This is a genomic window from Salmonella sp. HY31, from assembly GCF_042604575.1.
Lineage (GTDB): Bacteria > Pseudomonadota > Gammaproteobacteria > Enterobacterales > Enterobacteriaceae > Salmonella > Salmonella diarizonae.
Genome location: NZ_CP170479.1, coordinates 389,532 through 408,565 on the forward strand (window position 1 = coordinate 389,532; position 19,034 = coordinate 408,565).

Genomic DNA, 19,034 nt, shown 5'->3' on the forward strand with positions numbered 1-19,034 from the left:
GCGCGGGCCGCTGTATCTGAAAAATAATAACCATCGCGATAGTGCTAACTTTTTAAATGACAGGTGATTTATGACTTACGTGATTGTTCATGCCCTTGCACCGATTTTTATCATCATGCTGCTGGGATTCTGGGCCGGGAAGGCCAAAATGGTCGATAACAAGAATGTTTCCCTACTTAATATTTTCGTCATGGATTTCGCATTACCAGCGACGTTGTTTAGCGCGACGGTACAAACGCCCTGGACGGGAATTCTCGCCCAGTCGCCACTGATTCTGGTACTGACGCTGGCGATGTGGATTACCTATGCGGCTATCTACTTCCTGGCGACAACCGTCTTTAAAAAGTCGCCACAGGATGCCGCTGTGCTGACCCTGACGGTGGCGCTGCCAAACTATGCGGCGCTCGGTCTGCCGATTCTCGGCAGCGTATTGGGCGAAGGCGCGACGACCTCGCTGTCCGTCGCTGTTTCCATTGCCTGCGGTTCGGTACTGATGACGCCGTTCTGTCTGCTGATTCTGGAACGTGAAAAAGCGCGCGCCGAAGGCAACAACACCGGTTCTACCCTGGCGATGCTGCCTGTACTGATGTGGCGCTCGCTGAAAAAACCGATCGTGATGGGCCCGCTGCTGGGGGTTATCCTCTCAGCTATCGGTATCAAAATGCCGGAACTGTTCCTCGCGGCGATTAAACCGTTGGGTCTGTCTGCGACCGCCGCAGCGCTGTTCCTGACCGGGGTGATCCTGTCTGCGCGTAAACTGCAGATCAATACTGTGGTGATCACCTCCACCATCGCCAAACTGCTGATTCAACCGGCGATTGCCTGGGGTATCGTGCTTATCTTCGGCCTGCATGGCTCCGTGGCGATTACCGCTATCCTGATGATTGCGCTGTCCGCGGGCTTCTTCGGCGTGGTGTTCGGTAACCGCTTTGGCGTGCAGTCTCCAGATGCAGAAGCCGTGCTGCTGTTGAGCTCGGTCCTGTGTATCCTGTCGCTGCCGCTGTTTATCTCGCTGACTTCAGGAATCTAAATCATGAGCACAACATTACGCCCACACGACCTTATCTGGCTGAACGCGCGCGACGCGCTCGAAGATGTCACGGAATCCTGGGTGGATACCGTCTGGCATAGCGGTCTGCCGGTGGTAGTGCGGCGTGATGTTGATGCGCAGGGGCGTGTGCCCGTTGGTGTGCGCGGCATGAAGCGCGACCAACGGGCGGCGGGCTGGGTGCAGCCGGCGGCCGTCGTTCGTATCTGCTCGCCGCAATCGCTGGTCGACTCGCAGACGTTGTTGCGCTCGCCCTTTATCTCTCAGCCGCCGGTTCAGGTAGCTTTATTATTGGCTCAGCAAACGTGGCCTTGGACGTGGGGCATTACCGGCAGTACCGGCTATGCGCTGGCGACCGGTATTCCGGTTATCCATGCGGCAAGCGATCTGGATCTGCTGATCCGCGCGCCGCAGCCGCTGGCGCGTGAGGAGCTTAAAACGTGGCAGCAGCAGTTAGCGGGCGGACTCTGCCGGGCAGACACCCAGGTGGAAACGCCGCACGGCGCGTTTGCGCTCAATGAGTGGCTGCGCGATGGCAAAGCATTGTTAAAAACCTCGCAGGGGCCGCGGCTGGTGAGCGACCCGTGGAGCAGGGAGGAGTCATGAAAATCCTGTTTACCTTTCCGGGGCAGGGTACGCAGCATCCCGATATGCTGCAAAACCTTCCGGGACCGGAATTAGCACAGGCGCGAGAAGTGTTAGGCGCGGAGGCGGACGGACTGGATTCCCCCGACGCGCTGAAACACACCCGGGCAGTGCAACTGGCGTTGCTGATTGCCGGGGTGGCCTGGGCGCTCGATTTTAGCGACGCGCTGAAGCTGGTGGCGCTGCGCGGTGATTTAATGGAACAGGCGTATCCGCACGGCTATGGCCTGACGGCGATTATGGGACTGACCCTGCCGCAGGTGGAAAGCCTGGTGGAAGGCAGCGGCACCTGGATCGCCAACCTGAACGCGGAAACCCAGATTGTGATTGCCGGCACCGACGAAGCGATGGCTGGCGTGGCGAAACGGGCATTAGCGAAAGGGGCCAGTAAGGCGCATCGTCTGGCGGTCAGCGTACCGTCGCATTGTGAGTTGCTGGCAGAACCCGCGCAAAAACTGGCGGCGGCGTTCAGCAATGTGACGCTCTCTCGACCACGCTGCGCGTATTTGAGCGGCAGTACCGGACGCGTTTTATGGCAGCCGGAAAAAATTGCTGATGACCTGGCGATGAATATGGCGCGCACGGTGCGCTGGCAGGAGGCGGTCATTTCCGCCAACGAGCGCGAAGCGCGGCTGGCGATAGAGATGCCTCCGGGCGGCGTGCTGACCTGCTTAACGCGTCAGGCGGCGTGGGAAGGTGAGTCTGTCTCACTGGAGCGCAACGGGGTGGAGGTAGCCGTGCATCTGGCGAAGCGGCTTCGCGCGTAATGTTGTTGCCCGATGGTGCTGCGCTTATCGGGCCTACGCTCGTGCTTGCTGTAGGCCGGAAAAGACGCGAAGCGTCGCCCTCCTGCAATCAGCCGTTCGGGTTAAGGCTGCGCGCGTACATCCGCCCTTCGGCGGCCAGCGCCAGCAGGCTTGGATCGCGCTCCCGGTTGCGGGCAAAGACAATGGCGATAAGCTGCTGCATCTGGTATGGCTCGGAAAGTTTCAGTAGTTGCACGGTATTCTCGTACATCTTCTTCATTCGCCCCGGCATCAGCGTAAAGCCCACGCCCGCCTGCACCAGGCTGAGCATCGAAAAGATATCGTTCACGCGGGTGACAATCTCCGGCTCAAAGCCGGCGATATGAAAGGCTTCCTGAAACCCAGCATAGGTGGCGAACCCTTCCGCCAGCGAGACAAACTTCTGCTCCCGGTAATCGCGCAGGTCAGCCGGTGATGAGGTATTGAGGGTAGCCGTTGCTGGCGCCGCGAGATAAATATCATCGTGAAACAGCGGCAGCACTTCCAGACTATTGCGATCGATTTCGCTTTCAGAAATCGAGATCAGAATCGCGTCCAGCGTACCGTCTTCCAGCATTTTCAGCAGTGCTTCGTTAGAGCCCATGGTGAGATCCAGCTCCAGATCCGGGCGGCGCAGCTTCATGCCCATAATCAGGTGCGGTACCGTTTCCAGCGTCAGCGAGTAGAGCGTGCCGACGCGCAAACGCCCCTGACCGACACCTGCCGTTTTACGGGTCTCTTCCAGCCCTCGGGCCATCAAATGCGTCACTTCCTGGCAATATTCCAGCAGCGTCCATGCCGCCGGTTGGGCAATCAGGTTGCGGCCTTTGTGGATGAACAGCGGACAACGCACGTTCTCTTCCAGCGTGTGCAGCGCCCGGTGCACGCTGACGCCGCTGATATCCAGCGCCTCGGCGGTGCGGGCGATATTGCCCTTCGCCATAAAGGTCATGAAGATGGTCAGCTTGCGGAAGGTTATGTCATCGGTAATTGATACGCTCATCGTCCGGCCTTTACGGTTAATCGTTCATCATCTGCTCAAGCCTCTCCTGTGCTTCCAGCCACGCCATTTCGCACGCTTCCAGCCCGGATTTGGCGCTGGCCTGTTGCTGTAGGCATTCCGTCATCTCCGCTTTGCGGCTCGGGTCGTACAGGCTGCTGTCGCCGAGCTTCTCTTCCGCCTGCGCTAATTGAGCGTTGAGCTTCTCCATCTCTTTTTCCAGACGGGCAATCTCTTTACGCAACGGTTGCGTCAGAGTACGCAGTTCCGCGTCGCGGCGCTTCTGATCTTTACGCGCCTGCGCGCTGTTGGCGTTCTCTTTTGGTACGTCGTCGGTCTGGTTTTCCTGCTTCTGCACGTCGCTCAGCCACTGCTGGTAATCTTCCAGATCGCCGTCGAAGGGTTCGACTTTTTTGTCGTGCACCAGATAGAGGTCGTCGGTGGTGGAGCGGATCAGGTGACGATCGTGCGAGACAACCACCAGCGCGCCTTCGAAATCGATCAGCGCTTCGGTGAGCGCCTGGCGCATGTCGAGATCCAGGTGGTTGGTCGGCTCATCGAGCAGCAGCAGGTTTGGTCGCTGCCAGACGATCAGCGCCAGTACCAGGCGCGCTTTCTCGCCGCCGGAGAAACGTTGCGTCTCTTCCGTTACTTTGTCGCCCTGGAAACCGAAGCCGCCGAGATAATCACGCAGCTTCTGCTCCAGTTCCTGCGGCGCCAGACGCGCCATATGCTGCAACGGCGATTCATCGGCGCGTAAATACTCCTGTTGGTGCTGGGCGAAGTAGCCGAGCTTAATGCCTTTGGCGAGGCCGATTTCGCCGTGCAACGGTTCCAGTTCGCCCGCCAACAGTTTAATCAGCGTCGATTTCCCCGCGCCGTTACGTCCCAGCAGACCAATACGCGAGCCGGGCACCAGGTTTAGCTTGATAGATTCCAGAATGATGCGATCGCCATAACCTGCGCTGACTTTTTCCATCTTCAACAGCGGGTTTGGTAGGCTTTCCGGCGCGCGGAAGCTGAAATGGAACGGGTTGTCCACATGAGCCGGAGCGATAAGCTCCATACGCTCCAGCATCTTGATACGGCTTTGCGCCTGTTTCGCTTTGGTCGCTTTGGCGCGGAAACGGTCGATATAACTTTGCAGATGCGCCACACGCTCCTGCTGACTTTCATACATCGCCTGCTGCTGCGCCAGGCGCGTGGCGCGCTGTACTTCAAACGCGCTGTAGTTGCCGGTGTACTCGAACAGAGTCTGCTGTTCGATATGGATAATTTTATCCACTATCGGGTCGAGGAAGTCGCGATCGTGGGAGATCAGAATCAGGGTGCCCGGATAGCTCTTCAGCCATTTTTCCAGCCAGATGACGGCATCCAGATCGAGGTGGTTGGTCGGTTCGTCGAGCAGCAGTAAATCGGAACGGCAAATCAGCGCCTGGGCCAGGTTAAGGCGCATTCGCCAGCCGCCGGAAAAGTCGCTGACCGGACGTTCCAGCTGATCGTTAGAGAAGCCGAGGCCGTGAAGCAGGCTGGCGGCGCGCGAGCGAACGGTCCATGCGTCGATGGCGTCCAGCTTGCCGTGTATGGCGGCGATAGCATGTCCGTCGTTACGTTCGTTGGCGTCGTTAAGCTGCGCTTCCAGATGACGGTATTCACGGTCGCCGTCAATGACATACTCAATCGCTGGCTGGGGCAACGCAGGCGTTTCCTGATTCACCCACGCTAATTGCCAGGTTCCGGGCAGGGTAAAACTCCCGGCATCGGCGCTGATTTCATTTTTCAGCAATGCCAGCAGGGTAGATTTACCGCAGCCGTTTTTACCCACCAGGCCGACTTTCTGGCCGGGATTAATGGTAGCCGAGGCATTGTCCAGTAGGACGCGCACGCCGCGACGAATTTGTAACGAGGAGAAAACAATCATAAGGCGCCGTATGTTCAGGCTATGTTAATTTATCGTTATGATAATGTAATATTCGGGCGTACCGCCGCGCTGGAGCGCAATGGTAGCTCAAAACAACAACGATACACAAAATCATTCAGGCCGCCTTTGGTGAGGGACAAGAATATCTCTCATTAATCCCCAGCGGCGTACATAGAGTACGTGGCTGGGGGTGAACAAACGCCGTCAACGTAGAAGTAGCCTGAAGAATGAAGGGTATCTACCCAAAAGAACCGGGAGGGGGATTGATGTCTCAGCCAGCAAAAGTCTTGCTGTTGTATGCCCATCCGGAATCTCAGGACTCGGTCGCTAACCGGGTACTGCTTAAACCGGCCATACAGCACAATAACGTAACCGTGCACGATCTTTATGCGCGCTATCCTGATTTTTTTATTGATACGCCCTATGAACAAGCCTTGCTACGTGAGCACGACGTCATTGTTTTTCAGCATCCCCTTTACACCTATAGCTGTCCGGCTTTACTGAAAGAATGGCTTGATCGTGTTCTGAGTCGGGGGTTCGCCAGCGGACCAGGAGGAAACCAACTGGTGGGAAAGTACTGGCGTAGCGTGATTACGACCGGCGAGCCGGAGAGCGCTTACCGGTATGACGCGCTAAACCGCTATCCGATGAGCGATGTACTGCGCCCCTTTGAACTGACCGCGGCCATGTGCCGGATGCACTGGATGCCTCCCATTATTGTGTATTGGGCGCGCCGCCAGTCGCCGCAGGCGCTGGCCAGTCATGCGCAAGCTTATGGTGAGTGGCTGGCGAATCCTGTGAGCGCGGGGGGCTATTGATGGAAGGTGCTGATTTATTGATGGCGGGAACGCTGTTTCTCTTCGCGGCGGTCGTGGCGGTGCCGCTGGCGGCCAGGTTGGGCATTGGCGCGGTATTAGGGTATTTGCTGGCGGGAATCGCCATCGGCCCGTGGGGGCTGGGATTTATCAGCGATGTTGACGAGATCCTGCACTTTTCCGAACTGGGCGTCGTGTTTCTGATGTTTATCATTGGCCTCGAACTTAATCCTTCCCGGCTTTGGCAACTGCGGCGTTCTATCTTCGGCGTCGGCGCTGCTCAGGTGCTGCTAAGCGCGGCGGTGCTGGCGGGATTACTGATGCTTGCTGATTTCTTATGGCAGGCGGCGGTAGTCGGCGGGATTGGCCTGGCGATGTCTTCGACGGCGATGGCGCTACAACTGATGCGCGAGAAAGGCATGAACCGTAGCGAGTCCGGGCAGCTAGGGTTTTCAGTCTTATTGTTTCAGGATTTAGCGGTGATCCCCGCGCTGGCGTTGGTGCCTTTATTGGCGGGATCTGCCGACGAGCATTTTGACTGGTTTAAAGTGGCAATGAAGGTACTGGCCTTTGTGGTAATGCTGATTGGCGGGCGCTACCTGCTGCGCCCGGTATTTCGTTTTATTGCTGCGTCCGGCGTACGGGAGGTCTTCACTGCCGCGACGTTGTTGCTGGTGTTGAGCGCCGCCTTATTTATGGATGCGCTGGGACTGTCGATGGCTCTGGGAACCTTTATTGCCGGCGTTTTACTGGCAGAGAGTGAATACCGGCATGAGCTGGAAAACGCTATCGATCCGTTTAAAGGTTTACTGCTTGGGTTGTTCTTTATCTCTGTCGGTATGTCGCTAAATCTTGGCGTACTTTATACCCATTTACTGTGGGTGGCGGCGGGCGTCGTTATCCTGGTCGTCATAAAAATGCTGACGCTGTATCTCCTGGCGCGGCTATATGGAATAAGAAGTTCTGAACGGATGCAGTTTGCCAGCGTGCTGAGTCAGGGGGGCGAGTTCGCTTTTGTGCTCTTTTCTACCGCCTCTTCTCAGCGTCTGTTTCAGGGCGATCAGATGGCGTTATTATTGGTGACTGTCACGTTATCAATGATGACCACGCCGCTACTGATGAAAGGGATTGATAAGTGGTTATCGCACCGTCTTAACGGCCCGGAAGAGAATGATGAAAAGCCGTGGGTCGAAGATGATAAACCCCAGGTGATTGTCGTCGGCTTTGGCCGTTTTGGTCAGGTGATCGCTCGCTTATTGATGGCGAATAAGATGCGTATCACCGTGCTGGAACGCGATATCGGCGCCGTTAATCTGATGCGCAAATATGGTTATAAAGTGTATTACGGCGATGCTACACAAGTAGAGCTGCTGCGTTCTGCGGGCGCGGAGGCGGCGGAGTCGATAGTCATTACGTGTAATGAACCGGAAGATACGATGAAGCTGGTGGAATTGTGTCAGCAGCATTTTCCGCATCTGCATATTCTTGCGCGAGCGCGCGGACGTGTGGAGGCGCATGAGTTATTACAGGCTGGGGTCACGCAGTTTTCCCGTGAAACGTTTTCCAGCGCGCTGGAACTGGGACGTAAGACTCTGGTGTCGTTAGGTATGCATCCGCATCAGGCGCAGCGCGCGCAGTTGCATTTTCGTCGGCTGGATATGCGAATGTTGCGGGAGCTGATCCCTGAGCATACCGACACGGTACAGATTTCGCGCGCCAGAGAGGCCCGACGCGAGCTGGAGGAGATTTTTCAGCGCGAAATGCAACAGGAGCGGCGCCAGTTGGATGGCTGGGATGAATTTGAGTAGAGGTGAACAATGGCAATCCGTAAACGTTTTATTGCAGGCGCGAAATGTCCGGCCTGTCAGGCACAGGATACAATGGCGATGTGGCGTGAAAATAATGTCGATATTGTTGAATGCGTTAAGTGCGGGCATCAAATGCGGGAAGCAGATAAAGACATTCGCGAGCATGTTCGCAAAGAAGAGCAAGTGATCGGGATTTTTCATCCGGACTAGCGATATGCCGCAGGTTTTTTTAAGCTAAGGGGTACACGGCTGCAGAATTCCGCTACAATCTGCGCCACTATTCTTCCCATGCTCAGGAGATATCATGAAAGTAGCAAAAGACCTGGTGGTCAGCCTGGCCTATCAGGTACGTACAGAAGACGGTGTGTTGGTTGATGAGTCTCCGGTGAGTGCGCCGCTGGATTACCTGCACGGCCACGGCTCTCTGATCTCTGGCCTGGAAACCGCTCTGGAAGGCCATGAAGTTGGCGACAAATTTGATGTCGCTGTTGGCGCGAACGACGCTTACGGCCAGTATGACGAAAATCTGGTGCAGCGCGTGCCTAAAGACGTCTTTATGGGCGTTGATGAACTGCAGGTAGGTATGCGTTTCCTGGCGGAAACCGACCAGGGTCCGGTACCGGTAGAAATTACCGAAGTGGAAGACGATCACGTTGTGGTTGATGGTAACCACATGCTGGCTGGCCAGAATCTGAAATTTAACGTAGAAGTTGTTGCGATTCGGGAAGCGACTGAAGAAGAACTGGCTCACGGTCATGTTCACGGCGCGCACGATCACCACCACGATCACGGTGAAGACGGCTGCTGCGGCGGTCATGGTCATGACCATGGTCACGAGCACGGCGGCGAAGGCTGCTGCGGCGGTGGTGGTAAAGGCGGCTGCGGCTGTCATTAATCCCCGTCGTCTTTCAAGCCACCGCGGTGTTGGCTACGCTTTCAAACCCCGGTCACATAGTTATCTATGCTCCCGGGGAATTTGCAAGCTTGCCGCCTTGCTGTGACTCGAAATCCTTAGGGTATTATCATCGGTTCGATAAATCATCGGACACAAAAAAAGCGGGTTAACCCGCTTTTTTTTCGTCTCAATAATGCGGCGGCGGCGTTTCTTCTGCCTGAGAGGCGATATTTGACGGCTGACTGGCTTTTAACTTTTCCGTGAGCAAACGCAGATGATCGCGTAGCTTCGCCATCTCCATTTCATGTGCGGTTACCGTCAGGTTTAGTTCTTCTATGGTAATCTCCTGGAATGCCAGACGGCTTTCCAGTTCAGCCAGACGAGCTTCCATCGTGATATCCTGCATGATGTACCTCTTTATGTTGTCTCCGTCGGCGGATTCTACTTAACTTTACCGGCTTTCACAGCAACCATTACGCGCCCTACGAAACTAATTTAAACAAAAAGAGTCTGAAAAGAAGTGATAATAGGGCGTGTTCGTATGTTGATTTGTTCTGCAACGATTTATAGTACGCTTCTTATGTAAATTAACATGGGGCGAGATGCCCCGGCCCTGGAGATATGGATGAAATCACTGTTTAAAGCCACGCTGCTGGCAACTACGATGGCCGTTGCTCTGCACGCTCCGATCACTTTTGCTGCTGATGCGGCGAAACCGGCAGCTACCGCTGATAGCAAAGCAGCCTTTAAAAACGACGATCAAAAAGCGGCTTATGCGCTGGGCGCCTCGCTGGGTCGTTACATGGAAAATTCGCTTAAAGAGCAGGAAAAGTTGGGCATCAAACTGGATAAAGATCAGTTGATTGCCGGCGTTCAGGATGCCTTTGCCGATAAGAGCAAACTGTCCGATCAGGAAATCGAGCAAACGTTGCAGACGTTTGAAGCACGCGTGAAGAGCGCTGCTCAGGCGAAGATGGAAAAAGACGCTGCCGATAACGAAGCAAAAGGCAAAACGTTCCGCGACGCTTTTGCTAAAGAGAAAGGCGTGAAAACCTCCTCTACCGGTCTGCTTTACAAAGTAGAGAAAGAGGGCACAGGCGAGGCGCCGAAAGATAGCGATACCGTTGTGGTGAACTACAAAGGTACGCTGATCGACGGTAAAGAGTTTGATAACTCTTACACGCGCGGCGAACCGCTCTCCTTCCGTCTGGACGGCGTTATCCCTGGCTGGACTGAAGGCCTGAAAAATATTAAGAAAGGCGGCAAGATCAAGCTGGTTATCCCACCGGCGCTGGCCTACGGCAAAACAGGCGTTCCGGGTATCCCGGCGAACTCCACCCTGGTATTCGACGTAGAGCTGCTGGATATCAAACCAGCGCCGAAAGCGGATGCTAAACCTGCCGATGCGGCTGACGCTAAAGCCGCAGATGCTGCTAAAAAATAAAAATTGAGAGCCGCCGCTTGTTATAGCGGCGGTTTTTTTTATGCAGGCCGGATATATTACTCACCATAATTTGATTTGCGGATAACGGCGCTTGCGCCGGTCGTTAAGGGCGAGACCGTGGCTGAATGACCGCCAACGCACACGCAGCCTGAAATAGACGAGTAAATTAGTACTGGAAAGAGGAACCCTCACTGTATTAATTTAATCATCCGCGTAAATAATGAGCCTGCCCTGAAAACATAACGACAGGCTCCTGAAAAGGAGTGTTTTTTTTCATGTCCAGGTCGCTTTTAACCAACGAAACCAGTGAGCTTGATTTGCTGGATCAGCGTCCCTTCGATCAAACCGACTTCGATATTCTGAAATCCTACGAAGCGGTAGTGGACGGGTTAGCGATGCTTATAGGTTCCCATTGTGAAATCGTATTGCACTCTTTGCAGGATTTAAAATGTTCAGCCATTCGTATTGCCAACGGCGAACATACGGGCCGTAAAATTGGCTCGCCGATTACCGACCTTGCGTTGCGCATGTTGCACGATATGACAGGGGCGGACAGTAGCGTGTCGAAATGCTATTTCACGCGCGCGAAAAGCGGTGTCTTGATGAAGTCGTTGACGATTGCCATTCGCAACCGCGAGCATCGCGTTATTGGTCTACTGTGCATCAACATGAATCTTGATGTGCCATTTTCACAGATTATGAATACCTTTATTCCGCCGGAAACGCCGGAAGTCGGCTCAGCGGTTAATTTTGCCTCCTCGGTAGAAGATTTAGTCACCCAGACGCTGGAATTCACTATCGAAGAGGTGAATGCCGATCGTAATGTCTCTAACAATGCGAAAAATCGTCAGATTGTCCTTAACCTGTACGAAAAAGGTATTTTCGATATTAAAGACGCCATCAACCAGGTAGCCGATCGTCTGAATATCTCAAAACACACGGTTTACCTCTATATTCGCCAGTTCAAAAGCGGCGATTTTCAGGGGCAGGATAAATAATGCGTTATGCCATTATGGTCACCGGGCCGGCATATGGCACCCAGCAGGCCAGCAGCGCATTGCAGTTCGCCCACGCGCTGCTTAATGAGGGGCATGAGTTAGTCAGCGTCTTTTTCTATCGGGAGGGTGTCTATAACGCCAATCTCCTGACCGCGCCGGCGAGCGATGAATATGATCTGGTACGCGCCTGGCAGAAATTGAATACGCAGCATGGCGTGGCGCTGAACATCTGTGTGGCGGCGGCGCTTCGTCGCGGTATTATTGATGAAACTGAAGCAGGCAGACTGGGGGTGCCGTCCGCCAATCTTCAGCCGGGCTTTACGCTAAGCGGACTGGGCGCGCTGGCGGAGGCATCTCTCACCTGCGATCGGGTGGTGCAGTTTTAATGAAACGTATTGCATTTGTCTTTTCCACCGCGCCGCATGGCAGCGCCTCAGGCCGTGAAGGGCTGGATGCGTTGTTGGCGACGTCAGCGTTAACGGAAGCGCTGGGCGTCTTTTTTATCAGTGACGGCGTCTTTCAGTTATTACCCGGGCAAAAACCAGACGCCGTGTTGGCGCGTGACTATATTGCTACTTTCAAACTATTTGATTTGTACGATATTGATCAATGCTGGATCTGCGCGGCATCGCTGCGCGAGCGTGGTCTGGAGAATGTCAATTTTGTGGTAGACGCCACGCCGCTTGAACCCGTGGCGTTACGCCGCGAGCTTGGCAACTATGATGTCATCCTGAGATTCTGAGTCGTTTATGCTGCATACCTTACCCCATTGCGCTTCGGGCGTTGATTTTCCCGCTTTGCTGCGCCTGCTAAAAGAGGGCGATGCGCTTTTATTGCTCCAGGATGGCGTTACCGTCGCTATTGAAGGTAACCGCTTCCTTGAAAGTCTGCGCGACGCCCCCATAACAGTCTATGCCTTGAAAGAAGACATTGACGCCCGCGGCCTGGGTGGTCAAATTTCAGACAGTGTCGTCAGGGTTGACTATACTGAGTTTGTCAGACTCACGGTTAAGTATGCCAACCAGATGGCCTGGTGATGGCGGGATCGTTGTATATTTCTTGACACCTTTTCGACACCGCCCTAAAATTCGGCGTCCTCATATTGTGTGAGGGCGTTTTATTACGTGTTTACGAAGCAAAAGCTAAAACCAGGAGCTATTTAATGGCAACAGTTAACCAGCTGGTACGCAAACCACGTGCTCGCAAAGTTGCGAAAAGCAACGTGCCTGCGCTGGAAGCATGCCCGCAAAAACGTGGTGTATGTACTCGTGTATATACTACCACTCCTAAAAAACCGAACTCCGCACTGCGTAAAGTTTGCCGTGTTCGTCTGACTAACGGTTTTGAAGTGACTTCCTACATCGGTGGTGAAGGTCACAACCTGCAGGAGCACTCCGTGATCCTGATCCGTGGCGGTCGTGTTAAAGACCTCCCGGGTGTTCGTTACCACACCGTTCGTGGCGCGCTTGACTGCTCCGGCGTTAAAGACCGTAAGCAAGCTCGTTCTAAGTACGGCGTGAAGCGTCCTAAGGCTTAATGGTTCTCCGTTAAGTAAGGCCAAACGTTTTAAATTAATGTCAAACTAAACTCGTAGAGTTTTGGACAATCCTGAATTAACAACGGAGTATTTCCATGCCACGTCGTCGCGTCATTGGTCAGCGTAAAATTCTGCCGGATCCGAAGTTCGGATCAGAACTGCTGGCTAAATTTGTCAATATCCTGATGGTAGATGGTAAAAAATCTACTGCAGAATCAATCGTATACAGTGCGCTGGAGACCCTGGCTCAGCGTTCTGGTAAATCTGAACTGGAAGCTTTCGAAGTCGCTCTCGAAAACGTGCGCCCGACTGTCGAAGTTAAGTCTCGCCGCGTTGGTGGTTCTACTTATCAGGTACCAGTTGAAGTCCGTCCGGTTCGTCGTAATGCTCTGGCAATGCGTTGGATCGTTGAAGCTGCTCGTAAACGCGGTGATAAATCCATGGCTCTGCGCCTGGCGAACGAACTTTCTGATGCTGCAGACAACAAAGGTACTGCAGTTAAGAAACGTGAAGACGTTCACCGTATGGCAGAAGCCAACAAGGCGTTCGCACACTACCGTTGGTAATCCCTTCGGAGTCATAGTCACCAGGCGGGCGCTTCAGGTAAGTCGCCCGTTTTGGATAACTTAACTGAACGCCTAAAGATATCAACGAGGAATCAAATGGCTCGTACAACACCCATCGCACGCTACCGTAATATCGGTATCAGTGCGCACATCGACGCCGGTAAAACCACTACTACCGAACGTATTCTGTTCTACACCGGTGTAAACCACAAAATCGGTGAAGTTCATGACGGCGCAGCTACCATGGACTGGATGGAGCAGGAGCAGGAGCGTGGTATTACTATCACCTCCGCAGCGACTACTGCATTCTGGTCTGGTATGGCTAAGCAGTATGAACCGCATCGCATCAACATCATCGACACCCCGGGGCACGTTGACTTCACCATCGAAGTAGAACGTTCCATGCGTGTTCTCGATGGTGCGGTAATGGTTTACTGCGCAGTTGGTGGTGTTCAGCCGCAGTCTGAAACCGTATGGCGTCAGGCAAACAAATACAAAGTTCCGCGTATTGCGTTCGTTAACAAAATGGACCGCATGGGCGCGAACTTCCTGAAAGTTGTTGGTCAGATCAAAACCCGTCTGGGCGCGAACCCGGTTCCGCTGCAGTTGGCAATTGGTGCTGAAGAAGGTTTCACCGGTGTTGTTGACCTGGTGAAAATGAAAGCCATCAACTGGAACGAAGCAGACGCAGGCGTTACCTTCACTTATGAAGATATCCCGGCTGACATGCAGGACCTGGCTGACGAATGGCACCAGAACCTGATCGAGTCCGCTGCGGAAGCTTCTGAAGAGCTGATGGAAAAATACCTGGGCGGTGAAGAACTGACTGAAGAAGAGATCAAACAAGCTCTGCGTCAGCGTGTTCTGAACAACGAAATCATCCTGGTAACCTGTGGTTCTGCATTCAAGAACAAAGGTGTTCAGGCGATGCTGGATGCGGTAATTGATTACCTGCCATCCCCGGTAGACGTACCTGCGATCAACGGTATTCTGGATGACGGTAAAGATACTCCGGCTGAGCGTCACGCAAGCGACGACGAGCCGTTCTCTGCGCTGGCGTTCAAAATCGCTACCGACCCGTTTGTAGGTAACCTGACCTTCTTCCGTGTGTACTCCGGTGTGGTTAACTCTGGTGACACCGTAATGAACTCCGTGAAAGCTGCACGTGAGCGTTTCGGTCGTATCGTTCAGATGCACGCGAACAAACGTGAAGAGATCAAAGAAGTTCGCGCGGGCGACATCGCTGCTGCTATCGGCCTGAAAGACGTGACTACCGGTGACACCCTGTGTGATCCGGAAAACCCGATCATTCTGGAACGTATGGAATTCCCTGAGCCGGTAATCTCCATCGCGGTTGAACCGAAAACCAAAGCTGACCAGGAAAAAATGGGTCTGGCTCTGGGCCGTCTGGCGAAAGAAGACCCGTCGTTCCGCGTATGGACTGACGAAGAATCTAACCAGACTATCATCGCTGGTATGGGCGAGCTGCACCTCGACATCATCGTTGACCGTATGAAGCGTGAATTCAACGTTGAAGCGAACGTTGGTAAGCCTCAGGTTGCTTACCGCGAAGCGATTCGCGCGAAAGTTACCGATATCGAAGGTAAACACGCGAAACAGTCCGGTGGTCGCGGTCAGTATGGTCATGTTGTTATCGACATGTACCCGCTGGAGCCGGGCTCTAACCCGAAAGGTTACGAGTTCATCAACGACATTAAAGGTGGTGTAATTCCTGGCGAATACATCCCGGCCGTTGATAAAGGCATCCAGGAGCAGCTGAAGTCTGGCCCGCTGGCGGGTTATCCGGTAGTTGATCTCGGCGTGCGTCTGCACTTCGGTTCTTACCATGACGTTGACTCCTCTGAGCTGGCGTTTAAACTGGCTGCGTCTATCGCCTTTAAAGAAGGCTTTAAGAAAGCAAAACCAGTTCTGCTTGAGCCGATCATGAAGGTTGAAGTAGAAACACCAGAAGAGAATACCGGTGACGTTATCGGCGACCTTAGCCGCCGTCGTGGTATGCTCAAAGGTCAGGAATCTGAAGTTACAGGCGTTAAGATCCACGCTGAAGTACCGCTGTCTGAAATGTTCGGATATGCAACTCAGCTGCGTTCTCTGACCAAAGGTCGCGCATCGTACACTATGGAATTCCTGAAGTATGATGATGCGCCGAACAACGTTGCTCAGGCCGTAATCGAAGCCCGTGGTAAATAAGCCGCAGGGTTAAAAACCAAAATCCCGTGCTCTCTCCTGAAGGGGAGAGCGCTATAGTAAGGAATATAGCCGTGTCTAAAGAAAAATTTGAACGTACAAAACCGCACGTTAACGTCGGCACCATCGGCCACGTTGACCACGGTAAAACTACCCTGACCGCTGCAATCACCACCGTACTGGCTAAAACCTACGGCGGTGCCGCTCGCGCATTCGACCAGATCGATAACGCGCCGGAAGAAAAAGCGCGTGGTATCACCATCAACACTTCTCACGTTGAATACGATACCCCGACCCGCCACTACGCACACGTAGACTGCCCGGGGCACGCCGACTATGTTAAAAACATGATCACCGGTGCTGCTCAGATGGACGGCGCGATCCTGGTTGTTGCTGCGACTGACGGCCCGATGCCGCAGACCCGTGAGCACATCCTGCTGGGCCGTCAGGTAGGCGTTCCGTACATCATCGTGTTCCTGAACAAATGCGACATGGTTGATGACGAAGAGCTGCTGGAACTGGTTGAAATGGAAGTTCGTGAACTTCTGTCTCAGTACGACTTCCCGGGCGACGATACTCCGATCGTTCGTGGTTCTGCTCTGAAAGCGCTGGAAGGCGACGCAGAGTGGGAAGCGAAAATCATCGAACTGGCTGGCTTCCTGGATTCTTACATTCCGGAACCAGAGCGTGCGATTGACAAGCCGTTCCTGCTGCCGATCGAAGACGTATTCTCCATCTCCGGTCGTGGTACCGTTGTTACCGGTCGTGTAGAGCGCGGTATCATCAAAGTGGGCGAAGAAGTTGAAATCGTTGGTATCAAAGAGACTCAGAAGTCTACCTGTACTGGCGTTGAAATGTTCCGCAAACTGCTGGACGAAGGCCGTGCTGGTGAGAACGTAGGTGTTCTGCTGCGTGGTATCAAACGTGAAGAAATCGAACGTGGTCAGGTACTGGCTAAGCCGGGCACCATCAAGCCGCACACCAAGTTCGAATCTGAAGTGTATATTCTGTCCAAAGATGAAGGCGGCCGTCATACTCCGTTCTTCAAAGGCTACCGTCCGCAGTTCTACTTCCGTACCACTGACGTGACTGGCACCATCGAACTGCCGGAAGGCGTGGAGATGGTAATGCCGGGCGACAACATCAAAATGGTTGTTACCCTGATCCACCCGATCGCGATGGACGACGGTCTGCGTTTCGCAATCCGTGAAGGCGGCCGTACCGTTGGCGCGGGCGTTGTTGCTAAAGTTCTCGGCTAATTACTCGTTAATTAGTTTTGAATTGAAAAGGGCGCTTAGGCGCCCTTTTTTGTTGCCTGCTATTTAGTCGCCGTTATATTTATTCGCCCTTTTTAACGTTTCTCCCGTGGCGTAAATCGCTTTGTGCTATTGTAATCATAACCATTCTCATTTACACTTTGCGCAGAAATTGAACGGGAGCGATCATGTACGTTTGTTTGTGTAATGGTATAAGCGATAAAAAAATCCGCCAGGCTGTACGACAATTTCATCCACAGTCATTTCAACAGTTGCGTAAATTTATTCCTGTGGGAAATCAATGTGGTAAGTGTATTCGCGCCGCGCGAGAAGTGATGCAGGATGAGTTAACACAAATGCCGGAATTTAAAGAGATCGCCTGAGTCACACTCTTTTTTTTGACATCCCTGTAGCCCCATCTACGCTCTAGAGAGTGGAAGCGGAGGGACTATAAAATGAAAGGTGATGTTAAAATCATAAATTATCTCAATAAACTATTGGGAAATGAGCTTGTCGCAATTAATCAGTATTTTCTTCATGCCCGTATGTTTAAAAACTGGGGGCTGACCCGGCTTAATGATGTTGAGTACCATGAATCCATTGATGAGATGAAACACGCGGATAAGTACATTGAGCGTATCTTATTTCTGGAAGGCATACCGAACCTACAGGATCTGGGTAAGCTGGGCATCGGTGAAGATGTCGAAGAGATGTTACGATCGGATCTCCGGCTTGAGCTGGAAGGCGCAAAAGACCTACGTGAGGCAATAGCCTATGCCGATAGCGTTCATGATTATGTCAGTCGGGATATGATGATTGAAATCCTTGCTGACGAGGAAGGCCACATCGACTGGCTGGAAACTGAGCTGGATTTGATTGCCAAACTTGGCATGCAAAATTATCTGCAATCACAAATTAAGGTTACCGATTAACCATCCGGAAAGAAATCTTTCCAACTTGTCATGAAACCCGCCACCGTCAGCCATGGCCCAAAAGGTAGCGGGTTTATTAATGCCGATTTACCTCTCACCAGTAGCGCGACGCCAAAGCCACCACAGGCCAGCATGGTGGCAAGGAAAATCAGTAATGGTAGTCCTTCCCAACAATGCCACGCCCCTAAGGCAGCAAGGAACTTGACGTCACCATACCCCAGTCCCTCTTTCTGATAACGCAGGCGATAGCCCCAGTAAATTAACGCGAATCCGCCATAGCCGGCGATAGCGCCCCAAAGCGCATCCGGTAAACGCTCCGGCAGGCAAATCTGGTGATAAAGCAGACCACCCCACAGCAATGGACAGGTAAACCGGTCAGGCAGCAGGCCGGTACGCGCGTCGTATATGCCAAGCAATAAAGAGAACGACGCATAAAAGATCAGAAAGAGAAGGGCGACAAACATAAGCAAATCCTCGTCAAAGCTTGTGCTCACCTTTATAGATTTATGCGACAGCGACAACGACGTATTGCCAGCTTTGCCTGATGCCTTCCAAAGAAAAGATGCGCGTTGCTATCCCATGCGCGCTATCTGGAATCATGCTCGCATAAGGATAAAGTGTTTAATTTCTATCCGACACTTGCGTCAGGCTGAGATTTACGTATAATGCGCGGGCTTGTCGTAATTGACGGCAGGTTCGATTTGAACCTCGAATAGCCGATTTGGCTATTTAACAATGCTCCCAATCGGGGAGCTACGTAAGAACGGTTACACTCTCCCATCAATCGTAATGGGTGTGAGGAGTAATCATTTTCGTTTATAAAATAATTGGAGCTCTGGTCTCATGCAGAACCAAAGAATCCGTATCCGCCTGAAAGCGTTTGATCATCGTCTGATCGATCAATCAACCGCGGAAATCGTCGAGACTGCCAAGCGCACTGGTGCGCAGGTTCGCGGTCCGATCCCGCTGCCGACCCGCAAAGAGCGCTTTACCGTTCTGATTTCTCCGCACGTTAACAAAGATGCGCGCGATCAGTACGAAATTCGCACTCACAAGCGTCTGGTTGACATCGTTGAGCCAACCGAGAAAACCGTTGATGCTCTGATGCGTCTGGACCTGGCTGCCGGTGTAGACGTGCAGATCAGCCTGGGTTAATCAGGTCATCGAGCGATTGAG

23 protein-coding genes are annotated in these 19,034 nt (G+C 53.2%); 19 read left to right on the forward strand and 4 right to left on the reverse strand.

From position 1 onward, the window contains the following. Nucleotides 1-70 precede the first annotated feature (70 nt). The 3 genes from ACE15A_RS01750 to ACE15A_RS01760 are packed head-to-tail and all read left to right on the forward strand — an operon-like array spanning nt 71 to nt 2,460. On the forward strand, nt 71-1,030 hold the full coding sequence (locus tag ACE15A_RS01750; protein ID WP_023247900.1) for an AEC family transporter: 960 nt from the start codon (nt 71-73) through the stop codon (nt 1,028-1,030). Between the two features lie 3 nt (nt 1,031-1,033). Further along, entirely contained in the window at nt 1,034-1,654 is a 621-nt protein-coding gene (locus ACE15A_RS01755) for a malonate decarboxylase holo-ACP synthase (protein ID WP_023247901.1), read from the forward strand. Continuing rightward, complete coding sequence (locus ACE15A_RS01760; RefSeq protein ID WP_129382345.1) at nt 1,651-2,460, forward strand: ACP S-malonyltransferase; 810 nt, start codon at nt 1,651-1,653, stop codon at nt 2,458-2,460. Before ACE15A_RS01755 ends, ACE15A_RS01760 begins: the two co-directional genes overlap by 4 nt. Nucleotides 2,461-2,548: 88 nt before the next feature. Here the strand turns inward: ACE15A_RS01760 and ACE15A_RS01765 are convergent, their stop codons facing one another. Continuing rightward, nucleotides 2,549-3,481 carry a LysR substrate-binding domain-containing protein gene (locus ACE15A_RS01765; RefSeq protein ID WP_023247903.1) on the reverse strand — a complete coding sequence of 311 codons (933 nt, stop codon included), beginning with the start codon at nt 3,479-3,481 and terminating at the stop codon, nt 2,549-2,551. A gap of 16 nt (nt 3,482-3,497) precedes the next feature. Then, on the reverse strand, nt 3,498-5,399 hold the full coding sequence (locus ACE15A_RS01770; protein WP_380912465.1) for an ABC transporter ATP-binding protein: 1,902 nt from the start codon (nt 5,397-5,399) through the stop codon (nt 3,498-3,500). 266 nt (nt 5,400-5,665) lie between these two features. On the opposite strand from ACE15A_RS01770, the gene kefG reads away from it, so the two are divergent. The 4 genes from kefG (at nt 5,666) to slyD (ending at nt 8,917) form a co-directional block, all read left to right on the forward strand. Beyond that, complete coding sequence (kefG, locus tag ACE15A_RS01775) at nt 5,666-6,217, forward strand: glutathione-regulated potassium-efflux system ancillary protein KefG (RefSeq protein WP_023247905.1); 552 nt, start codon at nt 5,666-5,668, stop codon at nt 6,215-6,217. Further along, on the forward strand, nt 6,217-8,022 hold the full coding sequence (gene kefB / locus ACE15A_RS01780) for a glutathione-regulated potassium-efflux system protein KefB (RefSeq protein WP_053507945.1): 1,806 nt from the start codon (nt 6,217-6,219) through the stop codon (nt 8,020-8,022). The genes kefG and kefB overlap by 1 nt, the downstream gene beginning before the upstream one ends. Before the next feature lie 9 nt (nt 8,023-8,031). Next, nucleotides 8,032-8,232, forward strand: coding sequence for a YheV family putative zinc ribbon protein (locus ACE15A_RS01785; RefSeq protein ID WP_053507944.1), 201 nt, complete (start codon nt 8,032-8,034; stop codon nt 8,230-8,232). Nucleotides 8,233-8,326: 94 nt separating this feature from the next. Next, the gene (gene slyD, locus ACE15A_RS01790; RefSeq protein ID WP_000861341.1) at nt 8,327-8,917 is read left to right on the forward strand and encodes a peptidylprolyl isomerase; all 591 of its coding nucleotides are present in this window, start codon (nt 8,327-8,329) and stop codon (nt 8,915-8,917) included. A gap of 187 nt (nt 8,918-9,104) precedes the next feature. Here slyD and ACE15A_RS01795 read toward each other — a convergent pair whose 3' ends face one another. Next, nucleotides 9,105-9,323: a protein SlyX gene (locus ACE15A_RS01795; protein WP_001152701.1), complete on the reverse strand. Its 219-nt coding sequence runs from the start codon at nt 9,321-9,323 to the stop codon at nt 9,105-9,107. A 219-nt stretch (nt 9,324-9,542) separates the two neighbouring features. Here ACE15A_RS01795 and fkpA point away from each other — a divergent pair, with 219 nt between their 5' ends. The 11 genes from fkpA (at nt 9,543) to bfr (ending at nt 17,858) form a co-directional block, all read left to right on the forward strand. Beyond that, complete coding sequence (gene fkpA, locus ACE15A_RS01800) at nt 9,543-10,361, forward strand: FKBP-type peptidyl-prolyl cis-trans isomerase (RefSeq protein WP_023247908.1); 819 nt, start codon at nt 9,543-9,545, stop codon at nt 10,359-10,361. Nucleotides 10,362-10,636: 275 nt separating this feature from the next. Beyond that, complete coding sequence (locus ACE15A_RS01805; protein ID WP_000091462.1) at nt 10,637-11,359, forward strand: transcriptional regulator; 723 nt, start codon at nt 10,637-10,639, stop codon at nt 11,357-11,359. Next, a complete protein-coding gene (gene tusD / locus ACE15A_RS01810) occupies nt 11,359-11,745 on the forward strand; it encodes a sulfurtransferase complex subunit TusD (protein WP_023247909.1) in 387 nt (128 codons plus the stop codon). Before ACE15A_RS01805 ends, tusD begins: the two co-directional genes overlap by 1 nt. After that, a complete protein-coding gene (tusC, locus tag ACE15A_RS01815) occupies nt 11,745-12,101 on the forward strand; it encodes a sulfurtransferase complex subunit TusC (RefSeq protein WP_000820705.1) in 357 nt (118 codons plus the stop codon). Before tusD ends, tusC begins: the two co-directional genes overlap by 1 nt. Nucleotides 12,102-12,108: 7 nt before the next feature. Then, complete coding sequence (tusB, locus tag ACE15A_RS01820; protein ID WP_000903398.1) at nt 12,109-12,396, forward strand: sulfurtransferase complex subunit TusB; 288 nt, start codon at nt 12,109-12,111, stop codon at nt 12,394-12,396. A 125-nt stretch (nt 12,397-12,521) separates the two neighbouring features. Next, the gene (gene rpsL / locus ACE15A_RS01825; protein ID WP_000246815.1) at nt 12,522-12,896 is read left to right on the forward strand and encodes a 30S ribosomal protein S12; all 375 of its coding nucleotides are present in this window, start codon (nt 12,522-12,524) and stop codon (nt 12,894-12,896) included. Nucleotides 12,897-12,991: 95 nt separating this feature from the next. Further along, a complete protein-coding gene (gene rpsG / locus ACE15A_RS01830; RefSeq protein WP_001138042.1) occupies nt 12,992-13,462 on the forward strand; it encodes a 30S ribosomal protein S7 in 471 nt (156 codons plus the stop codon). 96 nt (nt 13,463-13,558) lie between these two features. Beyond that, nucleotides 13,559-15,673, forward strand: coding sequence for an elongation factor G (gene fusA, locus ACE15A_RS01835; protein ID WP_023247910.1), 2,115 nt, complete (start codon nt 13,559-13,561; stop codon nt 15,671-15,673). A gap of 71 nt (nt 15,674-15,744) precedes the next feature. Then, on the forward strand, nt 15,745-16,929 hold the full coding sequence (gene tuf, locus ACE15A_RS01840; RefSeq protein WP_000031748.1) for an elongation factor Tu: 1,185 nt from the start codon (nt 15,745-15,747) through the stop codon (nt 16,927-16,929). Nucleotides 16,930-17,114: 185 nt separating this feature from the next. Then, a complete protein-coding gene (gene bfd / locus ACE15A_RS01845; RefSeq protein ID WP_000289082.1) occupies nt 17,115-17,309 on the forward strand; it encodes a bacterioferritin-associated ferredoxin in 195 nt (64 codons plus the stop codon). A gap of 72 nt (nt 17,310-17,381) precedes the next feature. Further along, on the forward strand, nt 17,382-17,858 hold the full coding sequence (gene bfr, locus ACE15A_RS01850; RefSeq protein WP_000675530.1) for a bacterioferritin: 477 nt from the start codon (nt 17,382-17,384) through the stop codon (nt 17,856-17,858). On the opposite strand, the gene hopD is transcribed toward bfr, so the two are convergent. After that, nucleotides 17,855-18,322 carry an A24 family peptidase gene (hopD, locus tag ACE15A_RS01855; protein ID WP_023246889.1) on the reverse strand — a complete coding sequence of 156 codons (468 nt, stop codon included), beginning with the start codon at nt 18,320-18,322 and terminating at the stop codon, nt 17,855-17,857. The two genes, bfr and hopD, sit on opposite strands and share 4 nt — an antisense overlap. 379 nt (nt 18,323-18,701) lie before the next feature. Here hopD and rpsJ point away from each other — a divergent pair, with 379 nt between their 5' ends. Then, a complete protein-coding gene (rpsJ, locus tag ACE15A_RS01860; protein ID WP_001181005.1) occupies nt 18,702-19,013 on the forward strand; it encodes a 30S ribosomal protein S10 in 312 nt (103 codons plus the stop codon). The last annotated feature ends 21 nt before the right edge of the window (nt 19,014-19,034 follow it).

What these genes read in the sequence shown, in the direction of transcription:
- ACE15A_RS01750 (WP_023247900.1), top strand. Translation starts at nt 71, where the DNA reads ATGACTTACGTGATTGTTCATGCCCTTGCACCGATTTTTATCATCATG.
- ACE15A_RS01755 (WP_023247901.1), top strand. Translation starts at nt 1,034, where the DNA reads ATGAGCACAACATTACGCCCACACGACCTTATCTGGCTGAACGCGCGC.
- ACE15A_RS01760 (WP_129382345.1), top strand. Translation starts at nt 1,651, where the DNA reads ATGAAAATCCTGTTTACCTTTCCGGGGCAGGGTACGCAGCATCCCGAT.
- ACE15A_RS01765 (WP_023247903.1), bottom strand. Translation starts at nt 3,481, where the DNA reads ATGAGCGTATCAATTACCGATGACATAACCTTCCGCAAGCTGACCATC.
- ACE15A_RS01770 (WP_380912465.1), bottom strand. Translation starts at nt 5,399, where the DNA reads ATGATTGTTTTCTCCTCGTTACAAATTCGTCGCGGCGTGCGCGTCCTA.
- kefG (WP_023247905.1), top strand. Translation starts at nt 5,666, where the DNA reads ATGTCTCAGCCAGCAAAAGTCTTGCTGTTGTATGCCCATCCGGAATCT.
- kefB (WP_053507945.1), top strand. Translation starts at nt 6,217, where the DNA reads ATGGAAGGTGCTGATTTATTGATGGCGGGAACGCTGTTTCTCTTCGCG.
- ACE15A_RS01785 (WP_053507944.1), top strand. Translation starts at nt 8,032, where the DNA reads ATGGCAATCCGTAAACGTTTTATTGCAGGCGCGAAATGTCCGGCCTGT.
- slyD (WP_000861341.1), top strand. Translation starts at nt 8,327, where the DNA reads ATGAAAGTAGCAAAAGACCTGGTGGTCAGCCTGGCCTATCAGGTACGT.
- ACE15A_RS01795 (WP_001152701.1), bottom strand. Translation starts at nt 9,323, where the DNA reads ATGCAGGATATCACGATGGAAGCTCGTCTGGCTGAACTGGAAAGCCGT.
- fkpA (WP_023247908.1), top strand. Translation starts at nt 9,543, where the DNA reads ATGAAATCACTGTTTAAAGCCACGCTGCTGGCAACTACGATGGCCGTT.
- ACE15A_RS01805 (WP_000091462.1), top strand. Translation starts at nt 10,637, where the DNA reads ATGTCCAGGTCGCTTTTAACCAACGAAACCAGTGAGCTTGATTTGCTG.
- tusD (WP_023247909.1), top strand. Translation starts at nt 11,359, where the DNA reads ATGCGTTATGCCATTATGGTCACCGGGCCGGCATATGGCACCCAGCAG.
- tusC (WP_000820705.1), top strand. Translation starts at nt 11,745, where the DNA reads ATGAAACGTATTGCATTTGTCTTTTCCACCGCGCCGCATGGCAGCGCC.
- tusB (WP_000903398.1), top strand. Translation starts at nt 12,109, where the DNA reads ATGCTGCATACCTTACCCCATTGCGCTTCGGGCGTTGATTTTCCCGCT.
- rpsL (WP_000246815.1), top strand. Translation starts at nt 12,522, where the DNA reads ATGGCAACAGTTAACCAGCTGGTACGCAAACCACGTGCTCGCAAAGTT.
- rpsG (WP_001138042.1), top strand. Translation starts at nt 12,992, where the DNA reads ATGCCACGTCGTCGCGTCATTGGTCAGCGTAAAATTCTGCCGGATCCG.
- fusA (WP_023247910.1), top strand. Translation starts at nt 13,559, where the DNA reads ATGGCTCGTACAACACCCATCGCACGCTACCGTAATATCGGTATCAGT.
- bfd (WP_000289082.1), top strand. Translation starts at nt 17,115, where the DNA reads ATGTACGTTTGTTTGTGTAATGGTATAAGCGATAAAAAAATCCGCCAG.
- bfr (WP_000675530.1), top strand. Translation starts at nt 17,382, where the DNA reads ATGAAAGGTGATGTTAAAATCATAAATTATCTCAATAAACTATTGGGA.
- hopD (WP_023246889.1), bottom strand. Translation starts at nt 18,322, where the DNA reads ATGTTTGTCGCCCTTCTCTTTCTGATCTTTTATGCGTCGTTCTCTTTA.
- rpsJ (WP_001181005.1), top strand. Translation starts at nt 18,702, where the DNA reads ATGCAGAACCAAAGAATCCGTATCCGCCTGAAAGCGTTTGATCATCGT.